Annotated in this window: 14 protein-coding genes and 1 pseudogene; 6 read left to right on the forward strand and 9 right to left on the reverse strand. The window is 73.7% G+C overall.

What is annotated here, in order from left to right; all coding sequences use genetic code 11:
- Positions 1–39 precede the first annotated feature (39 nt).
- On the reverse strand, positions 40–996 hold the full coding sequence (locus ACWCSD_RS27940) for a prephenate dehydrogenase/arogenate dehydrogenase family protein (RefSeq protein WP_449919140.1): 957 nt from the start codon (positions 994–996) through the stop codon (positions 40–42).
- A gap of 157 nt (positions 997–1,153) precedes the next feature.
- On the opposite strand from ACWCSD_RS27940, the gene ACWCSD_RS27945 reads away from it, so the two are divergent.
- On the forward strand, positions 1,154–1,930 hold the full coding sequence (locus ACWCSD_RS27945; RefSeq protein WP_449919142.1) for an alpha/beta hydrolase family protein: 777 nt from the start codon (positions 1,154–1,156) through the stop codon (positions 1,928–1,930).
- A 30-nt stretch (positions 1,931–1,960) separates the two neighbouring features.
- Here ACWCSD_RS27945 and ACWCSD_RS27950 read toward each other — a convergent pair whose 3' ends face one another.
- Both ACWCSD_RS27950 and ACWCSD_RS27955 read right to left on the reverse strand, forming a co-directional pair.
- Entirely contained in the window at positions 1,961–2,554 is a 594-nt protein-coding gene (locus tag ACWCSD_RS27950; protein WP_397158249.1) for a TetR/AcrR family transcriptional regulator, read from the reverse strand.
- Between the two features lie 64 nt (positions 2,555–2,618).
- On the reverse strand, positions 2,619–3,851 hold the full coding sequence (locus tag ACWCSD_RS27955; protein ID WP_449919146.1) for a serine hydrolase domain-containing protein: 1,233 nt from the start codon (positions 3,849–3,851) through the stop codon (positions 2,619–2,621).
- 246 nt (positions 3,852–4,097) lie between these two features.
- Here ACWCSD_RS27955 and ACWCSD_RS27960 point away from each other — a divergent pair, with 246 nt between their 5' ends.
- Positions 4,098–4,874 (forward strand): MerR family transcriptional regulator, encoded by a 777-nt coding sequence (locus tag ACWCSD_RS27960; RefSeq protein ID WP_449919148.1) that lies wholly within the window; start codon positions 4,098–4,100, stop codon positions 4,872–4,874.
- 29 nt (positions 4,875–4,903) lie between these two features.
- Here ACWCSD_RS27960 and ACWCSD_RS27965 read toward each other — a convergent pair whose 3' ends face one another.
- Both ACWCSD_RS27965 and ACWCSD_RS27970 read right to left on the reverse strand, forming a co-directional pair.
- Positions 4,904–5,713: an NAD(P)H-binding protein gene (locus ACWCSD_RS27965; RefSeq protein ID WP_449919150.1), complete on the reverse strand. Its 810-nt coding sequence runs from the start codon at positions 5,711–5,713 to the stop codon at positions 4,904–4,906.
- Positions 5,714–5,792: 79 nt separating this feature from the next.
- Complete coding sequence (locus ACWCSD_RS27970; RefSeq protein ID WP_449919152.1) at positions 5,793–7,064, reverse strand: cytochrome P450; 1,272 nt, start codon at positions 7,062–7,064, stop codon at positions 5,793–5,795.
- 279 nt (positions 7,065–7,343) lie between these two features.
- Here ACWCSD_RS27970 and ACWCSD_RS27975 point away from each other — a divergent pair, with 279 nt between their 5' ends.
- A complete protein-coding gene (locus ACWCSD_RS27975) occupies positions 7,344–8,114 on the forward strand; it encodes a class I SAM-dependent methyltransferase (protein WP_449919155.1) in 771 nt (256 codons plus the stop codon).
- A gap of 191 nt (positions 8,115–8,305) precedes the next feature.
- Here the strand turns inward: ACWCSD_RS27975 and ACWCSD_RS27980 are convergent, their stop codons facing one another.
- From ACWCSD_RS27980 to ACWCSD_RS27990, 3 genes and pseudogenes are all read right to left on the reverse strand, one after another.
- Entirely contained in the window at positions 8,306–8,611 is a 306-nt protein-coding gene (locus ACWCSD_RS27980; protein ID WP_397158268.1) for an SDR family NAD(P)-dependent oxidoreductase, read from the reverse strand.
- A gap of 98 nt (positions 8,612–8,709) precedes the next feature.
- Positions 8,710–9,090: pseudogene (locus ACWCSD_RS27985) on the reverse strand (SDR family NAD(P)-dependent oxidoreductase); the annotation flags it as partial.
- A gap of 69 nt (positions 9,091–9,159) precedes the next feature.
- Positions 9,160–9,897: a helix-turn-helix transcriptional regulator gene (locus tag ACWCSD_RS27990; RefSeq protein ID WP_449919158.1), complete on the reverse strand. Its 738-nt coding sequence runs from the start codon at positions 9,895–9,897 to the stop codon at positions 9,160–9,162.
- Positions 9,898–10,177: 280 nt separating this feature from the next.
- On the opposite strand from ACWCSD_RS27990, the gene ACWCSD_RS27995 reads away from it, so the two are divergent.
- Positions 10,178–10,423 (forward strand): hypothetical protein, encoded by a 246-nt coding sequence (locus ACWCSD_RS27995; protein WP_449919161.1) that lies wholly within the window; start codon positions 10,178–10,180, stop codon positions 10,421–10,423.
- 227 nt (positions 10,424–10,650) lie between these two features.
- Here ACWCSD_RS27995 and ACWCSD_RS28000 read toward each other — a convergent pair whose 3' ends face one another.
- Positions 10,651–13,458 (reverse strand): AfsR/SARP family transcriptional regulator, encoded by a 2,808-nt coding sequence (locus ACWCSD_RS28000; RefSeq protein WP_397158272.1) that lies wholly within the window; start codon positions 13,456–13,458, stop codon positions 10,651–10,653.
- Between the two features lie 281 nt (positions 13,459–13,739).
- On the opposite strand from ACWCSD_RS28000, the gene ACWCSD_RS28005 reads away from it, so the two are divergent.
- Positions 13,740–16,925 (forward strand): DNRLRE domain-containing protein, encoded by a 3,186-nt coding sequence (locus ACWCSD_RS28005; RefSeq protein WP_449919164.1) that lies wholly within the window; start codon positions 13,740–13,742, stop codon positions 16,923–16,925.
- A gap of 14 nt (positions 16,926–16,939) precedes the next feature.
- A partial coding sequence (locus ACWCSD_RS28010) for a hypothetical protein (protein WP_449919167.1) occupies positions 16,940–17,667 on the forward strand: 728 nt, incomplete at its 3' end.

The raw sequence follows: 17,667 nt of genomic DNA on the forward strand, positions 1-17,667 counted from the left end.
GCCGTTCGCCCGTGCGGGCCCGTCGGTCGCGCGGCGGGGTCAGGACGCCGCCCGTTCCGCCTCCCGCGTGCGCGACAGCGCCCGGACGATGCGCGCGTGCCCCTCGTTCCCCCTGGCCAGCACCTCGGCGACCGGGCCGTCGTCGGCGGCGCGCAGGGCGGCGGCGACGCGGCTCAGGTCGCGGGTCAGCTCGTCCAGCAGGTCGGCCACCGGGGTCGCGTTGTGCGCCAGGATGTCCCGCCACATGCCGGCGGGGCTGCCGGCCACCCGCGTCACGTCCCGCAACGCCCCGGCGGCCAGCGACAACCCGCCCGCATCCCGGTCCACCTCGCAGCCCGTCTCCCCGTCCACCTCGTAGTCCGTCTTCGTGCCCGGGGGCGGTTCGGCGGGCCCGTCCTGGGCGCCGGTCGCGAACCGGGCGGCGAGCGCGGCCGACAGGACCAGCGGCAGGTGCGACACGGCCGCGGCGGCCCGGTCGTGGACGTCCGGCGCGAGCAGCCGCACCTCGGCCCCGCACGCGGTCGCCAGCGCCGCCACCGTGCGCAGCGCGCGCGGCGACAGCGCCGGATGGGGGCACAACGCCCACGTCCTGCCCTCGAACAGGCCCGCCCGCGCGGCCCCCGGCCCCGACACCTCCCGCCCGGCCATCGGATGGCCGGGCACGTAGCAGGACAGGTCGCAACCGCCGCGCTCGACCTCGGCGAGGATCCGCGTCTTGGCGCTGGCCACGTCCGTGTAGACCCTCCCCAGCCCGCGGTCCTGCGCCTCCCGCAGGACGGCGGCCACCGACGAGGGCGGCGTGGCGATCACGACGACGTCGGCCGGACCGGCCCCGGCCCGCAGCGCGGTGCCCGCGCCCATCCGCGCGGCCTGCGCCAGCGCCCACGGATCGTGGTCGGCCAGCTCGACCCGGACGCCCGCCCGCCGCAGCGCGCACGCCACGGACGTGCCGATCAACCCACAGCCGATCACCACGACACGGCGGATTGGGGACATGGCCGAACCTCACTTCCCTCGGACGTCACTCCCCCATGGTCGCGGCGCGAGGCGCCCGGCGGCGGTACGCGGACCGTCTTCTTGCTGCCGCCCCGCGGCACGTTCCTGCCAGCGCAACCCCAGGTCAACCCCCTGGACGCGCTCCTACGATCACGACATGTCCTACCAAGACCTGCTGTCCCGACCGGTGCGCCCGCCCGACCGCGTGCTCCGCTACGGCGACCGCCACCCCGACCAGGTGATCGACGTCTACGACGGCGCCGGCCGCCCGCCCCTCGTCCTGCTGCACGGCGGCTACTGGATGGCCGAGTACGACCGGCGGCACGCCCGTCCCATGGCAGTCGCCCTGGCCGCGCTCGGCCATACGGTCTGGCTGCCCGAGTACCGCAGGGTGGGCCAGGATGGCGGCGGCCACCCGGGCACGTTCGACGACGTGGCCGCCGCGCTCGACCTCGTGGGAGCGCACTGCCCGTCCGGGGTGCTGCTGGTGGGCCATTCGGCGGGCGGTCACCTCGCGCTCTGGTCGGCGCTGCGGCACCGGCTGCCGCCCGGCTCCCGCTGGCACGCCGAACCGGCGGTCCGCGGCGTGGTGGGGCTGGCCGCCGTCGGCGACCTGGGCGAGGCGTTCACGGCGGGGCTCGGCGGCGGCGCGGCCCGCGCCCTGCTCCACGACCGCGCCGACCTGCTGGACGAGGTGGACCCGGCGCGCCTGCTGCCCTACGACCGGGGCCCGCTGGTGCTCGTGCACGGGGTCAGGGACCGCGTGCTGCCGGTGTCGATGAGCCGCCGGACGGCGGCGGCCGAGCCGTCGGCGGTGCTGATCGAGCCGTCGGACGCCGGCCACTTCAGCCTGATCGACCCCCTGTCGAGCACCTGGCCTCTGATCACCGCCGCCATAGAGGCCGCGGCGGGGCACACCGCGATTCGGGCGTGAGCCCGCCGACCACCCGGGCGAGCAGCACGGTCAGGACGGTTCGGGCGTGAGCGCGCCGACCACCCGGGCGAGCAGGGCGGCCCATTCCTCGTCGCCGACGGCGTGCAGGTCGGGCGTGACCAGGGCGCTGCCCATGGACAGCAGCAGGCAGAAGTGGGCCAGCGCGGCGGGCGACAGCGCCGGGTCCAGCTCGCCCCGGTCCTGGGCGAGGCGGGCCAGCGCGGCCATCGCCCCGGCGCGCTCGCCCACGTAGTCGCGCATGGGCCGGGCGACGTCCTCGTCCCGGCGGGCCGCGACGAGCGCCTCGACGATGAGGTAGCCGCGGGCGTCGCGCCGCTGCGGCAGCCAGCGTCCGATCTCCAGCAGCAGGTCGGGGACGGGCCGGTCGGGGTCGGCGGCGAACAGGTCGGCCAGCCCCCGCCGCCCGTGCGCGCGCAGCGCAGCCACCAGCAGCTCGGCCTTGGAGCCGAAGTGCGCGTACAGCGCGCCGTTGCTCACCCCTGCGGCGGCGGCGATGTCGGCGACGCGGGTGCCGTCGTAGCCGCGTTCGGCGAACGCCTCCGCGGCGGCGCGCAACAACCGTTCACGAGTCTCGGCGGCGGTGACGCCGGCGATTCGGCCCATGGCAGCATTAAACAGCCCGCCCACCCGGGACGTGACCATCGACCGGATCCCCCGCCCGCGCCGGTCAGTCGTCGAGGGCCTGGTAGAGCGTGGTCCAGAAGTCGTTGATGAGCCGCATCGAGTCCGGGGTGGACATCCCGACCTGGGTGAGCAGGATCCCGGTGACCCGTCTGGCCGGGTCGGCGTAGGCGGTGGTGCCGGTCCCGCCGTCCCAGCCGAACTGGCCGACGGAGGCGTAGTCGCCGCGGCGGGTGCGCACCGCCATCCCGAAGCCCCAGCCGCCCTGGAGCCCCTGGCCGGCGGACACATGGACGATGTTCCCGTACATGGCGTCCCGGGCGGCCTGTTGCGCCGGGGTGAGGCGGTTGGTGGTCATCAGCTCGACCGCGGGCCTGGACAGGATGCGTTCGCCGTCGTGCACGCCGTGGTTCAGCAGCATCCGGAAGTAGGCGTGGTAGTCGTCCACGGTGGAGACCAGCCCGCCGCCGGCGCCCTGGAACGCCGGGGGCCGGGCGGTTCTGCCGCCCTCCGCCTCGTCCCACACCAGGAACTCCCCGGTCGCCGGGTCGGGCCCGTACAGGGGCGGCAGCCGGTCGATCTTCGCGGCGGGCACGTGGAAGGCGGTGTCCTTCATCCCCAGCGGGTCCAGGACGCGTTCGCGCAGGAACGCCTCCAGGGACCGGCCGGCGACCCTGGCGACGAGCACGCCGACCACCTCGTTGCTGAGGTCGTACTGCCACCGCTCCCCCGGCTGGTACGACAGGGGCAGCTCGCCGAGGCGGCGCATCCATTCGTCCGGGGCCGGCGCCGGCCCGGACGCCACGCTGTAGTCGGTCCGCTCGAAGGTGGCGGCCCTGATCGGGGAGTCCAGCAGCGTGAAGTCCATGCCGAGGCCGAACGTGGAGGTCAGCAGGTCCCGTACGGTGATCGGCCGGAGTGCCGGCACGGTGTCCTCCAGCGGGCCGTCGGGACGCCGCAGCACCCGACGGTCGGCCAGTTCGGGCAGCCACGGATCGACCGGGTCGTCCAGCCGCAGCCGGCACTCGTCCAGCAGGACCATCGCCGCCGCCATCGTGACCGGCTTGGACGTGGACGCCATCCGGAAGATCGTGTCCTGGCTCATCGGCGCGCCGCCGTCGTGGCGCATCGTCCCGATCGCCTCGACGTGCGTCTCCTCGCCCCGGCTGACCAGGGCGACCAGCCCGGGGATCCGCTCGGACTCCACGTGCCGGGTCAGCACCTCGCGCAGCCGGCGCAGCCCCGCTCCGGAGAAGCCGTTGTCGTTCTCGACCGTCATGATCCCTCTTTCGGTGGTGGTCGTCGTCCGCCAAGGCTCGAAGGCGGTGATGGACGGGCCACCGGCGCCTTCGAGGTGGCCGTGCGACGAGCCTGGACCCTGACCCAAGGTCAAGGTCAACCCCGCCACGGCCGTGCGCGCTACTCTCGGCCCTGTGAATGCCCGCGACCCGTATCCGGGCGCGCCGCTCGCCGACCGGCGACCGGCGCGCGTCCGCCTGCCGTCCGCCGCCGTCGCGCCGAGCCGATGACGGACGGGCTCACGATCGGTCAGACGGCGGCCTTCACCGGCGTCACCGTCAAGACCGTGCGGCACTACCATCGGCTCGGCCTGGTCGCCGAGCCCGAACGCGACGGTTCCGGCTACCGGCGTTACCGGTCGGCCGACCTGGTCCGGCTGGTCCAGGTCCGGACCCTCGCCGCGGCCGGCGTGCCGCTGGCCGAGATCGGCGACCTGCTCGACGCCGATCCCGAGCCGTTCGCCGCCGCCCTGGACGACGTCCGCCGCCGGCTGACCGAACGGATCGAGGACCTGACCGCGCGCCGCGACACGCTGCACCGCCTGGCCCACGGCGACCGGGTCCTGCTGCCCGACCGGGCCTGCGCCGTCCTGGACCGGCTGGCCGCCCTCGGCTTCGACCCCGGCTACGTGTCCACCCAGCGGGAAGCCATGGTCCTGACCAGGGCGCTGATGCCGGCGATCTTCGACAGCCTCCTGACCCGGCTCGAACACTCACTGGACGACCCCGAGCACGTCGAGCTGGTCAAACGCGCCCTGGAGGCGCGGGCCTGGGACCCGGACGACCCGCGCATCGAGGAGCTGGCCGCCGCCCTGGCCGCCAAGCTGCTGGCCGGCCCGGGGCCGCGGGCGATGCCGGCCGGGTTCTGGAACCGGTCCGACACCGCCGCCCGCTACGGGCTGGTCAACCACCACGGCGAGGACCGGGAACCGTCCATCGCCCGGCTGAACGCCCTGGTCGAGGCGAGGCTGCGAGCGTCCGGCATCGACTTACCCCGCCGGTGACGGCCCCGGAGGGGGCCGGTGTCTCTTCGCTACCCCAGGAACTCCCGCAGCGAGCGCGGCCGGCGGCCCAGGAGGTCGGTCACCGTCGTGGTCGTGGTCGCCCAGCGCCCGTCCCCGAGCTGCGACATGAGGGTGGCCAGGTCGTGGGCCGCGGCAGCGGGCATGCCGCGTTCCGCCAGGTGCACGGCGGCCTCCTCGACGGGCAGGTCCACGTAACGCACGTCCCGGCCGAGCGCCCGGGTCAGCTCGGCGGCGATCTCGTCATGGGTGGGCGCCACCGGGCCGGTCAGCTCGTAGACCGCGTCGGCCCCGACAGGACGCCTCAGCAGCACGGCAGCGACCGCCCCGATGTCACGAGCGTCGATGTACCCCACCTTGCCCCTGCCGTACGAGCCGACGATCCGCCCCTCCTCGTCGACGTCGCCCGCGAGATTCTGCATGAAACCGACGGGCGCCAGGATCGACCACGGCACTCCGGAAGCCTTGAGGTGCTCGTCCACCTGCCCGTGCAGGCCGAACCCCAGCAGGCTGCCCGGCGTGACCCCGCGTACGGACACGGTCACCACCTGGGCGACCCCCACGGCAGCCGCGTGATCGATGACCGCCCGGTGGGCGCGCGCGAAGCCCGGCCACAACGCGCTGTTGAGAAAGAGCCTGTCCCCCGGCTCGACCGGGATGCTCGCCGGCCGCTCCAGGTCGCCGACCACGTAGTCGCAGCCCAGCTCCGCCCTCAGTTCCTCACCCTGTTCCGCGCGCCGCACCACGGCCCGCGCCGCGCCGCCCAGTTCCTCGATCAGCGCACGCCCGATCGTGCCTGTCGCGCCCGTCACCACGATCATCACGCAACCCCCTGAACGGCATGCCGGCTTCCCGTTCTACACCAAGCGGAAGCTGGTCGTCCACTTAGAGGGGGGACGGTCAGCCGATGCGGAGCGGGAGAGTGCGGGGGCCCCGGACCTGACTGGCGGCCCAGGTGACGGCGTCGGGGTCGGCGAGGGTGAAGGCGGGGATGCGCTGGAGCCAGACGTCGAGGGCGGTGCGGAGCTCCATGCGGGCCAGGTGGGAGCCGACGCAGCGGTGGATGCCGAGTCCGAAGGCGGCGTGGCGGTTGACTTCGCGGTCGATGCGGATGTCGGCGGGGTGGTCGAAGTGGGCGGGGTCGCGGTTGGCGGCGGGGAAGGAGAGCAGGACCCAGTCGTCGGCTTTCATGTCGACGCCGTTCCAGTGCATGTCGTCTTTGACGAGGCGGGCCATGGTGACGGGGGCGTAGGCGCGCAGAAACTCCTCCATGGCGGTGGGCAGGAGGGCGGGTTCGGCGACCAGGCGTTCGCGGTCCGCGGGGGTCTTGGCCAGATGCCACAAGGACGCCCCGATCGCACTCCACGTCGTGTCGATACCCGCGATCAGCAGCAGCGTCATCGTCCCGACGACGTGGACGGGGTCCAGCTTCGCGCCGTTGAGCTCGGCGCCGAGCAGGTACGTCGTGAGGTCGTCCCGCGGGTGGGCCAGGTGGTCGTGGATCTGCTCGACCAGGTAGGACGACAGCTCGGCGAAGCGCTCCAGCCGTTTCTCGGTGGGCTCGTTCACGCTTTCCAGGGCGTTCTCCACGAACTGCCGGAACCGGTCGGCGTCCTCGGACGGGAAGCCCAGCATGTCGGCGATCACCCGCATCGGGATGTCCTGGGCGTACTCGCGGGCCGCGTCCACGACCTCTCGCCCTTCCAGGCCGTCGATCAGCTCGTGGCACAACGCCCTGGTGCTCGCCTCCCGCTTGGCGACCGCCGTCTTGGTGAAGGCCGGCAGCAGTAACTTGCGGGCGTCGTGGTGGAAGGGCGGGTCGGACGAGATCGGCGGGACCCCGCCCACCGGCGCGAGCTCGCGGGGCGGCTTGACGTTGCCGACGACGACGGCCCGGGAGGAGAACCGCTCGGTGTCGTAGGCGATGGCGGCGACGTCCTCGTACCGGGTCGGCAGCCACACCCCGCCGAACCGGTCGGTGTGCGCGATCGGGCAACGCTGCCGCAGGTCGTCCTGAATGGGGTACGGGTCCGCGGCCCACTGGGGGTCGACGTGGGAGAAGTCGGTGGCCCAGTCGGAGACCGGATCGGTGACGATCTCGCTGACGGTGCCGCGCAGCCGGTTCCTGCGCGTCTCTTCCAGCTCCGGGCCGAAGCGGTCGTCCACGGTCATCTCGCAGCTCCATCCCTGACGTCGATGAACCGGTCGGAGTCGATCTGAGGTGAATCGCACCCTCACCCGAATTAAAAAAGCATTCATTTGATACGTCAAGACACCCCCACGCCCGACGTTCCTGCCCGGCGGCAGTTCGTCCGGGTAGGGCAGACCGAGCGCTTCCGTCGGTGGACGGGCGCGTGAGTCGCGATCCGCGCACACGAGCAGCGAGGATGCCGTTTGCGTGCTTGACCAAGATCTGCCGTATGTCTGTGCCGCCGAGACTGCTGGGCCACAATGGCTCGCATGTCTGCCATGCCCAATGATCACGTTGAGACCGCGCCCCCCTCCTCACTCAACGACTACGACAGGATGGCTGAGGGGTACGCGGCCGAGAACGAAGCCAGTCTTCTCAACGCGTACTACGAGCGGCCCGCGATGCTGGAGCTTGCCGGGAACGTGGCCGGAAGGCGCATCCTCGACGCCGGCTGCGGCGCGGGTCCCCTGTTCTCCGAGCTGCGCGATCGAGGTGCCGTCGTGACCGGCGTCGACGCGAGCGCCGGAATGCTGGAGCAGGCCCGACGGCGGCTGGGCGCCGACGCCGATCTGCGGGTCGCCGACCTTGCGGGCCCGCTGCCCTTCCCCGACGAGGCGTTCGACGACGTCATCGCGTCCCTGGTGCTGCACTACCTGGAAGACTGGGGCCCGACACTGGCCGAGCTGAGACGCGTGCTGAAGCATGGCGGCCGGCTCCTCGTCTCGGTCGACCATCCTTTCAGCGTCACCCTCTTTCAGCACATGGCCGGGGAGAAGCCCAAGTACTTCGAGACCCGCAGCCGGACCGACGAATGGACCATGGGCGGGCAGACCGTCCAGATGCGTTTCTGGGACCGGCCCCTGCACGCGATGACCGAAGCCTTCACTGCGGCGGGCTTTCGTATCAGCGTCATCAGCGAACCGCCGTTCGCGCCGGAAGCCCGCGAACTGTTCGCCGAGGAGCTCCGCGAGTTCGAGCCCACTCGCACGAGGTTCCTGTGCTTCTTGTTCTTCGTTCTCGAAGCCAGCTAGCCAGGTTCTGTTTCCCGGATCTGCTGACTGATCGTGACCGCATCGTCGTGCCGGGCGCCGTCGCTGGTCCTGACACCGGGCCGGTACGGCGAGAGCCGGCGATCGGAGCGGGCGCTGCGGGCCGTACGGGTCCCTCTGCGGCCGGCGGGGTCGGCACTGAAAAGGCCGGTCCGCCGGCCGCGTCCGCCGGCTCAGGCGGCGGGGACGCTGGCGACGAGCCCGCCGTCCACGACCAGGTCCTGCCCGGTGATGTAGGCGGCCTCGTCAGAGGCCAGGAACGCCACCGCCGCCGCGACGTTGTCAGCGTGACCGAGGGCGCCGAGCGGCACCTCGGCCGAATTGCGCGCCTCGCTCTCCGGGTCGGGGTTGGCGTCGCGGTACATCTCGGTGTCGATGTAGCCCGGGCTGACCGAGTTGACCCTGATGCCGCGCGGCGCGAGATCGGCACCCAGCGTCCGGGCGAGATTATGGACGGCTGCCTTGCTGGCGGAGTACACGGAGGCGACGGACAGCCCGCGATACAGCGTCCAGGACGCGTTGATGACGCGTTGATGACGATCGCGCTGCCGTCTCGCATCAGCGGCAGCGCCTTCTGGACGGTGAAGAAGACGCCCTTGAAGTTGACGCCGACGGTGTGGTCGAACTCCGCCTCGGTGATCTCGGCGCTCGGCTTGAACACGCCCACGCCGGCGTTCGCGAAGACCGCGTCCAGGCTCCCGCGCCAGGTTTCGATCCGCCGCATCAGCAGGTCGAGGTCCGCGGGGGAGGCGACGTCGGCGCGAACCGCGAGCACCCGGCCCGAGCCGGATTCCGGCAGGGCGCCCGTCAGGCGGGCGGCCGCGGTGTCGAGACGGACCTGGTCGCGTCCGGTGATGACGACGTACGCGCCTTCGCCCAGGAGCCTCTGCGCCGTGGCGAAGCCCATGCCGCCGGCGCCGCCGGTGATCAGAACGGTCTTGTTCAGGAATCGGTTCATGCGGCAATCCTCAAGCGGATCGTCCGTTTCCGGCAGTTCCGGCCGAACCTAGGTCTGGCACCACCACCTTCAGGCGCTCGCCATCAGCTCGGACAGCCGCGCCCCGGTGGCGGTGCCCGGCTGCGGCGTGTGCAGCATCAGCCGGTGTCCTGGCCGGTCGGGCAACGGCAGCGACCTGTACTCGAAGATCAGCTCACCGGTCTCGGAGGTGTGGACGACCTTGACGCCCTCGGTCGCGTTGCCGACCGGATGCTCGGCCCAGATCTCGGCGAAGGAAGGACTCGCGGCGCACATGTCGGCGGCCAGCCTGCCGAACTCCAGGTCCTCCGGGTAGCGGGCCGCGTCGGCGCGGAACTGGCCGACGATCACCCGGGCCGCGTCCTCCCAGTGGGGCAGCGAGGAGCGGAAGCGGGCGTTGGTGAAGAAGCTCACCAGGCAGTTGTGGTCGCGGTCCGAGTAGCCGAACACCAGGTGCGCGGCGCGGTTGACGGCGACCAGGTTCCAGTGCCGGTCGAGGATGTAGGCCGGGGACGGGAGCCAGCCGTCGATCAGCCGCCGCAACTCCGCGGAGACCGGCCGGTCCGACGGCTCGGCCTGGGGCGGGTTGAGCCCGGCGAGCAGGTACAGATGTTCACGCTCCGCCGTGTCGAAACGCAGCACCCGCGCGACAGCGTCCAGGACCCCGGCCGAGACGTGGATCTCCCGCCCCTGCTCCAGCCAGGTGTACCAGGACACCCCCACCCCCGCGAGCACCGCCACCTCCTCGCGCCGCAACCCCTTGGCACGACGGCCGGAGCCGGCGGGCATGCCGACGTCGTACGGAGTCAGCTTGGCCCTGCGCGACCTCAGGAACTCGCGGATCTCGGCACTGCGCCGTTGCCGAGCCTCTACCGGAAGTCAGGAAATATCCACTCACCCATCGTAGGAGAGGCGTCAGACGCGAGTGGCGCCCAGACCGTCGGCGGGACAGGGGCGAGCCGAACGTCGCACATGTTCAGGGTTCTGTCGGTTTGCGATCATCGGTAGCTGTTGTTCGCGACGATCAGAGGGAGGCCGTGTGTCGGTGGGCGGTTCGCGTTGGAGAGTCTTGGCGTTCTTCGGCGTCCTCACGGCTGCGGTCGTCGTGATTGCGGCCGTCGTGGCCTTCCGTGGCACTGACGACCAGCGGCTCATCCGCTCGGCGGCTGAGGTGGAGGCGTTCGCACGCACGGTGAGGGAGGGGGACCGGCTCGGCCCCCGCACCATCGGCGGGATGGAGTTCGAGGAGGTCCGCCGCGAGCACGGCGTGGTCGTCCTCCAGCGAGGCGAGGCCCTGCAGAGCCCCTACGGCTAGGCCTGGAGCCCGCAGGGCGATCCGGCTCCGATCCTTGCGGACGTGGAGTGGTCGGAGGACCACGTCGATCATCGTTTCGAACACCTGGAGGGCGCCTTCTACTCCTGGCAGGGAAGGCGCTGACACGCGACTGCCCGCGCCGAGGGGGCGACGCCCGGAACAGCCGATCCGGGCGCCACAGGATTCCATGACCACGCGCAAGGCCAGTTGAGCTTCGGTTCCGCACTTCACCCGGCCAGGCGGGTTCTGACCTGGGCTGCGGAGGGGTGGGCGAGGTCTTCCAGGAGGGTGAGGGCCTGGCGCCAGGTGTCGGCGGCGGCGTCCGGGAGGGCGGCCGCGTGCAGGGTGTCGCCGAGGCGCATCAGCGTGTCGGCCTGGTGGTAGCGGTCGCCGGCCTCGCGGAACAGCTCGACCGCGCGTCCGTACCAGGAGGCGGCCTCCTCGTGGCGGGCCAGACGGTGGCAGGCGTAGCCGAGGCTGTCGCAGGCGTTGGCCTGGCCGAGGACGTCGCCGAGCCGCCGGTGCAGGTCGAGCGCCTGGCGGCAATGGTCGAGCGCCTGTTCCTGGTCGCCGAGCTGGGCGTGGAACCAGCCGGCCGCGTTCAGCGCGCGGGCCTGGCCGGTCAGGTGGCCGGCCGCGCGGTACAGGGTGAGGGCCTGGGTGGCGTGGTCCAGGCCGTCCTGGTGGCGGCCCTGACGGCTGTACATCGTGGACAGGTTGCCGTGGACGCGGGCCTGGCCGGTCGGGTCGCGCAGCTCGCCGTACAGGTCGAGGGCGAGCCGGAAGTGGGTGCGGGCGTCGTCGAAGCGGTCGATCGCGGTGTTGGCCCAGCCGAGGTTGCCGTGGACGCACGCCTGCCCGAGCCGGTCGCCGCCGCGCCGCGCGGCGGCCAGGGCGGTGGTCTGGACGGCCAGGTGCTCGTGCCGCATGCCGCGCCGGTCGAGGAAGTCGGCCAGGGTCCAGGCGAGCTGCCAGGCGTGGGTGTCGAAGCCCAGGGCGGCGGCCCGCGCGACCGCGGCGACGAGCACGGCGCACTCGGCGGTGAACCAGTCCAGCGCCCCGCCCGCTGACTCCTCGAAGGCGGTCCCGGCGTCAGGGGGCGGCTCCTCGTACGGGGTGGCGGGGGGCGGGTCGCGGTGGGGGTTGAGGAGGGTGGCGGCGGTGCGGGCGGTGTGCAGGTAGTGGTCGAGGAGACGGCGCGTCGCGGCACGGCGTTCGGCCTCGGGGGTGAGCTCCTGGACGAGCTCCACGGCGTGAACCCGCAGCAGGTCGTGGAAGCTGTAGCGGCCGGGGACGTGCTGGCTGAGCAGATGGGCGCGGCACAGCTCGCCCAGCAACGGCCGCGCCCGCGCCACCGGCAGGCCCGCCAGCCCGGCCGCGGCCGGCAGGCTGAGGTCGGGCCCCGGATGCAGCCCGAGCAGCCGGAACAGGCGCCCGGCCCCGCCGCTGAGCCCCTGATGGGACCAGGAGAAGACGAGACGGACCTGCGTGCCGGGGCCGTCGGCGTCGAAGGCGTCCAGGTTGGCGACCAGGTCCCCGCCCTGGCCGGGGTGAACGGCGGGCAGCTCCCCGGCGATGGCCGCCAGCGGGAAGCCCGGGTGGGTGGCCGCGCGGGCCGCGATGACGGCCAGCGCCAGCGGCAGCCGCGCGCACCGGTCGATGATCTCGGCCGTCGCGTCGGGCTCGGCGGCCACCCGTTCGCCGCCCAGCCGCCGGGCCAGCAGCTCCCGCGCCTCGGGCACGGACAGCGGGTCCAGCCGGAGCGGGTGCGCGCCCTCGGCGGCCACCAGGCCCGGGAGCTGGTCGCGGCTGGTCACCAGCACCAGGCAGCCGGGCGCGCCGGGCAGCAGCGGCCGTACCTGCTCGGCGTCGCGCGCGTTGTCCAGCACGATCAGCATCCTGCGCCCGGCCAGCAGGCTGCGGTAGAGCCCGGTCCACGCCTCCGGGGTGGCCGGCACGCGGTTGGCCGGCGCGCCCAGCGCGTCGCCGAAGACGCGCATCGCCTCGACCGGCGTCATCGGCCGCCCGCTCTGGTCGAACCCGCGCAGGTTCACGTAGAGCTGACCGTCGGGGAACCGGTCGCGGACGCGGTGGGCCCAGTGGACGGCGAGCGCCGTCTTGCCCACGCCCGCGGTGCCCGTCACGGCGGCGACGACCACGGCGGCCGGCTGCTCACCCGCCGCGGCGAGCAGGGCGTCCAGGCGGGCGAGCTCGGCTGCGCGGCCGGCGAAGCCGTACACGCCGGGCGGCAGCATCGCCGCGACGTGCCCGGACGCGGGCGCGGCCGGGACGGTCTGGGACCGCAGCAGCGTGTCGTGCAGGCGCCGCAGCCCGGCGCCTGGGTCGAGCCCCAGTTCGTCGGCCAGCCGCCGCCGCAGCGCCCGGTAGGCGTCGAGGGCGTCGGCCAGCCTGCCCGCGCCGTGCAGCGCCCGCATCAGCAGCTCGACCAGGGACTCCCGGTAGGGGTGCTGCTCCACCAGCGCCAGCGCCTCGGCGGTGACCTCGTGGTGGCGGCCCAGCGACAGCTCCAGCGCCAGGCACTCCTCCACGGCGGCGAGCCGGCGTTCCTGCCAGATTCGGGCCGCGCCCTCGAAGGCCCGGCCGCGGACGCCGGCCAGGAAGGGCCCGCGCCACAACGACAGCGCCTCGCGGTACCCGGCGACGGCCCCCGCCGGGTCGGCGCGGGCGGTCTGCCGCGCCGCCGCGGTCAGGCTCTCGAAGGCACGGGCGTCCAGGCCGCTCTCGCCGGGGCGTAACAGGTAGCCGGCGCGCTGGGTGGTGATCAGGCCGGGGGCGGCGCCGGCGTCGGCCAGGGTGCGCCGCAGCCGGGTGACGAGGTCCTGGATCTGCCGCCGGGCGGAGGCGGGCGGCTCCTCCCAGACGACGTCCACAAGCTGGTCGACGGTGACGACCCGGTCGGCGTCGAGCAGCAGCGCGGCGAGCGTCCGCTCCTGCCGTGGCCCGTGCAGCGCGAGGGGGCGTCCGGCCACCCTGACGTCCATCGGTCCGAGCATGCCGAACCAGGCTGTGGCCATCGCGTTCCCCCTTGTCCCCGGCCCCGCCGGCTTGCGGATCGCCGCCGTCCGACGGCGAGGACGCGGCGAGGATGCGACGAGGGTGGATCAAGGATCGGCCGTCCTAGCGTGATGCGCGTGACCACGCCGTGAACCTGCGGCCAACTGACGACGGCCGCGCCGGACCCGAACCCGTCCGGCGCGGCCGAGCCGTGTGACGACCCCACTCCCGACGACCTCCCCGCGACGGTACGGCCGTGCCCTGGAAGGGCGCGTGTCCCCGCGGTGAAAGGAAACCACAAGTGATCGACAAGCTGAGGGCCGTCGCGCGGACGGGCGGACCCCCGTCCGGGCGACGGACCGGGAGGCTCGTCCTGGCTGCGGCGCTGCTGCTGGCGCCGCTCATGACGCCGGCCCCCGCGGCGCTGGCCGACACCACGCCCACCCCCACCCCTTCCCCCGAGGCGGCGGCGCTGGCCAAGGCCGACAGGTCCGGCGAACCGGTCGAGGTGGACGCCGCGCGCACCGAGACCGGCGAGCTGCTGGCGAACCCGGACGGCACCCTGACCCGGCGCGAACACCTGCGCCCGGTGCGTGCCAGGATCGGCGGCTCCTGGCGCCCGGTGGACGACACCCTGCGCCGCAACCCCGACGGCACCGTCTCCCCCCGGGCCACGACCTTCGCGATGACGTTCTCCGGCGGCGGCGCCGGCCCGCTGGCCACCCTGGTCAAGGACGGCAGGAAGCTGGAGCTGAGCTGGCCGTCCCGGCTGCCCGCCCCCGTCCTGGACGGCGACACCGCCACGTACGCCGACGTGCTGCCCGGCGTGGACCTCAAGGTGATCGCCGAACCCGACAACTTCGTGCACCACCTGATCGTCAAGGACCGGGCCGCCGCGGCCGACCCCCGGGTGCGTACGTTGAAGCTGGGCGTGCGCGGCGAGGGCCTGGACGTGACCGCGACCGCCGAGGGCGGGATCACCGCCGCCGACGGCGGCAGGCCGGTCTTCACCGCACCGGTGCCGCGCATGTGGGACTCCTCCCACACCGCCGCCGCCAAGGGCCTGGCCGCGGCCGAGCCGCACGAGGACGGCCCCGTCCGCAACGCGCCGATGAAGGCCACCGTGGAGCCCGGCGCGGGCGGCGGCACGCTGCGGATCGTGCCCGACCAGGCGCTGCTGGACGACCCGGCCACCGTCTACCCGGTGGTCATCGACCCGATCTTCAGCGGCGGCTACCGCAACCACTGGGCCAACGCGGTGAAGAAGGCGAGCAACTCCGGCGTCGCCAACACCGTCTACTACGACGGCGGCAACAAGGTGGGCAGCGAGAACCCGCCGGTGGCCCGGGTCGGCCACGAGAACGACACCGGCCTGACCGCCCGCGCCTACTTCGAGATGAACATCAACGGCCTGCAGGGGGCCCGGATCCTCGGGGCCACCCTCAACGTCTTCAACGTCTCCTCCTGGAGCTGCTCGGCCCGCCCGGTGGACCTGGGCTGGACCGGCGGCATCGGCAACTGGGTGACCTGGAACAACCAGCCCGGCTGGATCCGCACCCTGCAGACCAAGTCCTTCGCCCACGGCTGGGGCTCGTGCGGGTCGGCCGGCGAGGACTTCGCCGACGGGGCGGTGGCCGGCGCGGTGCAGGAGGCGGCCAACAACGGCCAGAGCAACATCACCTTCGGGCTGCGCGCCGCCGACGAGAGCGACACCTACGGGTGGAAGAAGTTCAAGGTGGACGGCACCAACCCGGTGCTCCAGGTCACCTACAACCGCGCTCCGCGCCTGGTCTCCAAGACCGCCTTCCAGGGGCCGTGGAACAACAACTCCTCCGACCGGCCGATCCCGTGCAGCGCCACGAACCCCGCCTGGGAGGTGGTCGGCAACACCGACGTCACGCTGACCGCGACGGGCAGCGACCCCGACGGCGGCAACCTCGACGTGGGCTTCGGCCTGTGGTTCCACGACGGCCCGGCCGTGCGGTCGGACACCCGCACGGTGGCGAGCGGGTCGACCGCGACCGTGACCGTGCCCGCCGACCAGCTCCAGGACGGCGGCCACTACTGGTGGCACGCCAGCGTCTCCGACGGCGTGGACGGCGACTGGTCCACCAACTCCTGCCCGTTCAAGGTGGACAAGACGGCTCCGACCAAGCCGGTCGTCACCTCCGCCGACGGCCGCCGCATCGACGTGGGCGAGGTGCCCGCCCGCTACACCCGCAAGGTCAGGCTGACCTCCAGCGACGCCAACCTGGACGGCTTCTGCTACCGGCTCAACCGCCCGCTGTCGGTCGGCGGGGGCAGGTGCGCGGCCGGCACCTGGGTCAAGGCCGGTGCCGACGGCTCGGCGACCGTCGAGATCTATCCGCACCGCTGGCCCGGCAACCGGCTGCACGTGGCGGCCATCGACGTGGCCGGCAACGTCTCGCCGTACGACGGGTCGCCCTCGCAGGCGGCGACCAACACGACGCTGATCGTCACCGCGCCGCCGGTGTTCGTGGCCGAGCCCGACGGGACGGTGTCCGGCGACCGCGACGGCGACCTGACCGGCGACGGCCGGCCCGACATCCTGGCCACCAACAACAGCGGCACGCTGCGCCTGTACGCCGGCCGCGGCGACGGCACCACCGACGGCGGCACCGACGTGGGCGCCTCCGGCTTCGGCGGCGCGCTGCTGGCCCACCGCGGCGACTTCGTCGGCCCCGAGGACGGCATGGGCAAGGACGGCTACGAGGACATCTTCGTCCGCTCGGCCTCGGGCAAGTTGTCGCTGTACCCCAACGAGGGCACCGGCTGGCCGAACTTCGAGGGCAGGCGGGAGCTGCGGCACCCCGGCGGCGGCGACTGGTCGGCGGCCACCCGGATCATCGCGCCGGGCAACCTCGACGGGCGGCCGGGCGCCGACCTGATCGTGGTCGAGGGCGGCCGGCTCGACCTCTACACCGGCACCGCGGCCGGGATGCTCGCCCTGGCGGGCAACGGGGAGCTGGCCGCGCCGCGCGTCCTCGACGTCCCGTCCGGGGCGGCCGGGTCGGCGCCGCTCGGCCTGGACGGCTACGACGCCTTCGTGCCCGGCGACGTGGTCCCCGACGCCGACGGCGACGGCGTCCCCGACCCGGGCAACGCCGCCGACCTGGTGCTGCGCCGGCGTGACAGCGGCGCGGTGACCCTCTACCCGGGCTCGTTCGACGACGCCGGCACGTACGTGCTCGGCGCGCCGCGCCCCTACGGCGCCGAGCCCTGGCCGGCCGGCAGCCACCCGTGGATCGCCGCGCCCGGCGACCTCCAGGGCCAGGTCGTCGACGTCGAGGGGGTCAGGACCTTCCAGCCGGCCGCCGGCAAGGAGGGCCCCGACTTCTGGGTGGCCGCGCAGACGGCGGCGCTCTCCGACGGCCTGTACCTCTATGCCGGCTCGCCCGCGGGCCGTGAGCCGGCCGTCAACGTCGGCGGTCCTGGCTGGACCGGCTGGATCACCGGAATCTCCTGAAACGGGGCCTGACGATGATGCGAACGACAGTCCTGGCCGTCGTGGCCGCGCTGGCGGCGGGGATGTTACACCCGTCGCCGGCGCCGGCCGCCCGGCCGGCCTTCAAGATCCGTCCGGTGCAGCGGGAGCACTCCGTCACCGGCGGCAAGGTGCGCGGGGACGTCCCGGCGCCGCCGTCCGACTCCCAGACCCGCGCGTGGCGGACCCCTGCCGCCGTGGCCTGGCCCGCGGCGGGCAGGGCGCGGGTGGATTTGCGCGCCGCCGGGCGGCAGGTCGCGCGGGCGGGCGCGGACTCGCCGGGCTGGAAGGGCGTCCGGGCCGGCGGCCTGCCGGTGACGGTGGCCGCCTCCGCCGCCGACGGGCCGGCCGCCGCCGAGGTGGAGCTGTCCTCCCGCGAGGACGCGGCCAGGGCGGGGGTGGCGGGCCTGCTGCTGGCCGTCCGGCCCGACACGCCGGGCGCGCTGTCGGTCAAGGTGGGGTACGCGGCCGTCCGGGGCGCCTTCGGCGGTGACTGGGCCGCGCGCCTGTCGCTGGTCACGCTGCCCGGGTGCGCGCTGACGACGCCCGACCTGCCGCAGTGCCGTACCAGGACGCCGGTCGCGGCGGTCAACGACACCGGGGCGGGCACGCTCACCGCCGACGTCCCGGACCCCGGCGGGGCGGTGCTCGCGGCGGTCGCCGCGCCGAAGGGCGCCAGCGGCAGCTACGCCGCCACCTCGCTCGCGCCGTCCGGCACGTGGTC

It is taken from the genome of Nonomuraea sp. NPDC001684 (genome assembly GCF_053596515.1).

What these genes read in the sequence shown, in the direction of transcription:
- ACWCSD_RS27940 (WP_449919140.1), bottom strand. Translation starts at nt 996, where the DNA reads ATGTCCCCAATCCGCCGTGTCGTGGTGATCGGCTGTGGGTTGATCGGC.
- ACWCSD_RS27945 (WP_449919142.1), top strand. Translation starts at nt 1,154, where the DNA reads ATGTCCTACCAAGACCTGCTGTCCCGACCGGTGCGCCCGCCCGACCGC.
- ACWCSD_RS27950 (WP_397158249.1), bottom strand. Translation starts at nt 2,554, where the DNA reads ATGGGCCGAATCGCCGGCGTCACCGCCGCCGAGACTCGTGAACGGTTG.
- ACWCSD_RS27955 (WP_449919146.1), bottom strand. Translation starts at nt 3,851, where the DNA reads ATGACGGTCGAGAACGACAACGGCTTCTCCGGAGCGGGGCTGCGCCGG.
- ACWCSD_RS27960 (WP_449919148.1), top strand. Translation starts at nt 4,098, where the DNA reads ATGACGGACGGGCTCACGATCGGTCAGACGGCGGCCTTCACCGGCGTC.
- ACWCSD_RS27965 (WP_449919150.1), bottom strand. Translation starts at nt 5,713, where the DNA reads ATGATCGTGGTGACGGGCGCGACAGGCACGATCGGGCGTGCGCTGATC.
- ACWCSD_RS27970 (WP_449919152.1), bottom strand. Translation starts at nt 7,064, where the DNA reads ATGACCGTGGACGACCGCTTCGGCCCGGAGCTGGAAGAGACGCGCAGG.
- ACWCSD_RS27975 (WP_449919155.1), top strand. Translation starts at nt 7,344, where the DNA reads ATGGCTCGCATGTCTGCCATGCCCAATGATCACGTTGAGACCGCGCCC.
- ACWCSD_RS27990 (WP_449919158.1), bottom strand. Translation starts at nt 9,897, where the DNA reads ATGCCCGCCGGCTCCGGCCGTCGTGCCAAGGGGTTGCGGCGCGAGGAG.
- ACWCSD_RS28000 (WP_397158272.1), bottom strand. Translation starts at nt 13,458, where the DNA reads ATGGCCACAGCCTGGTTCGGCATGCTCGGACCGATGGACGTCAGGGTG.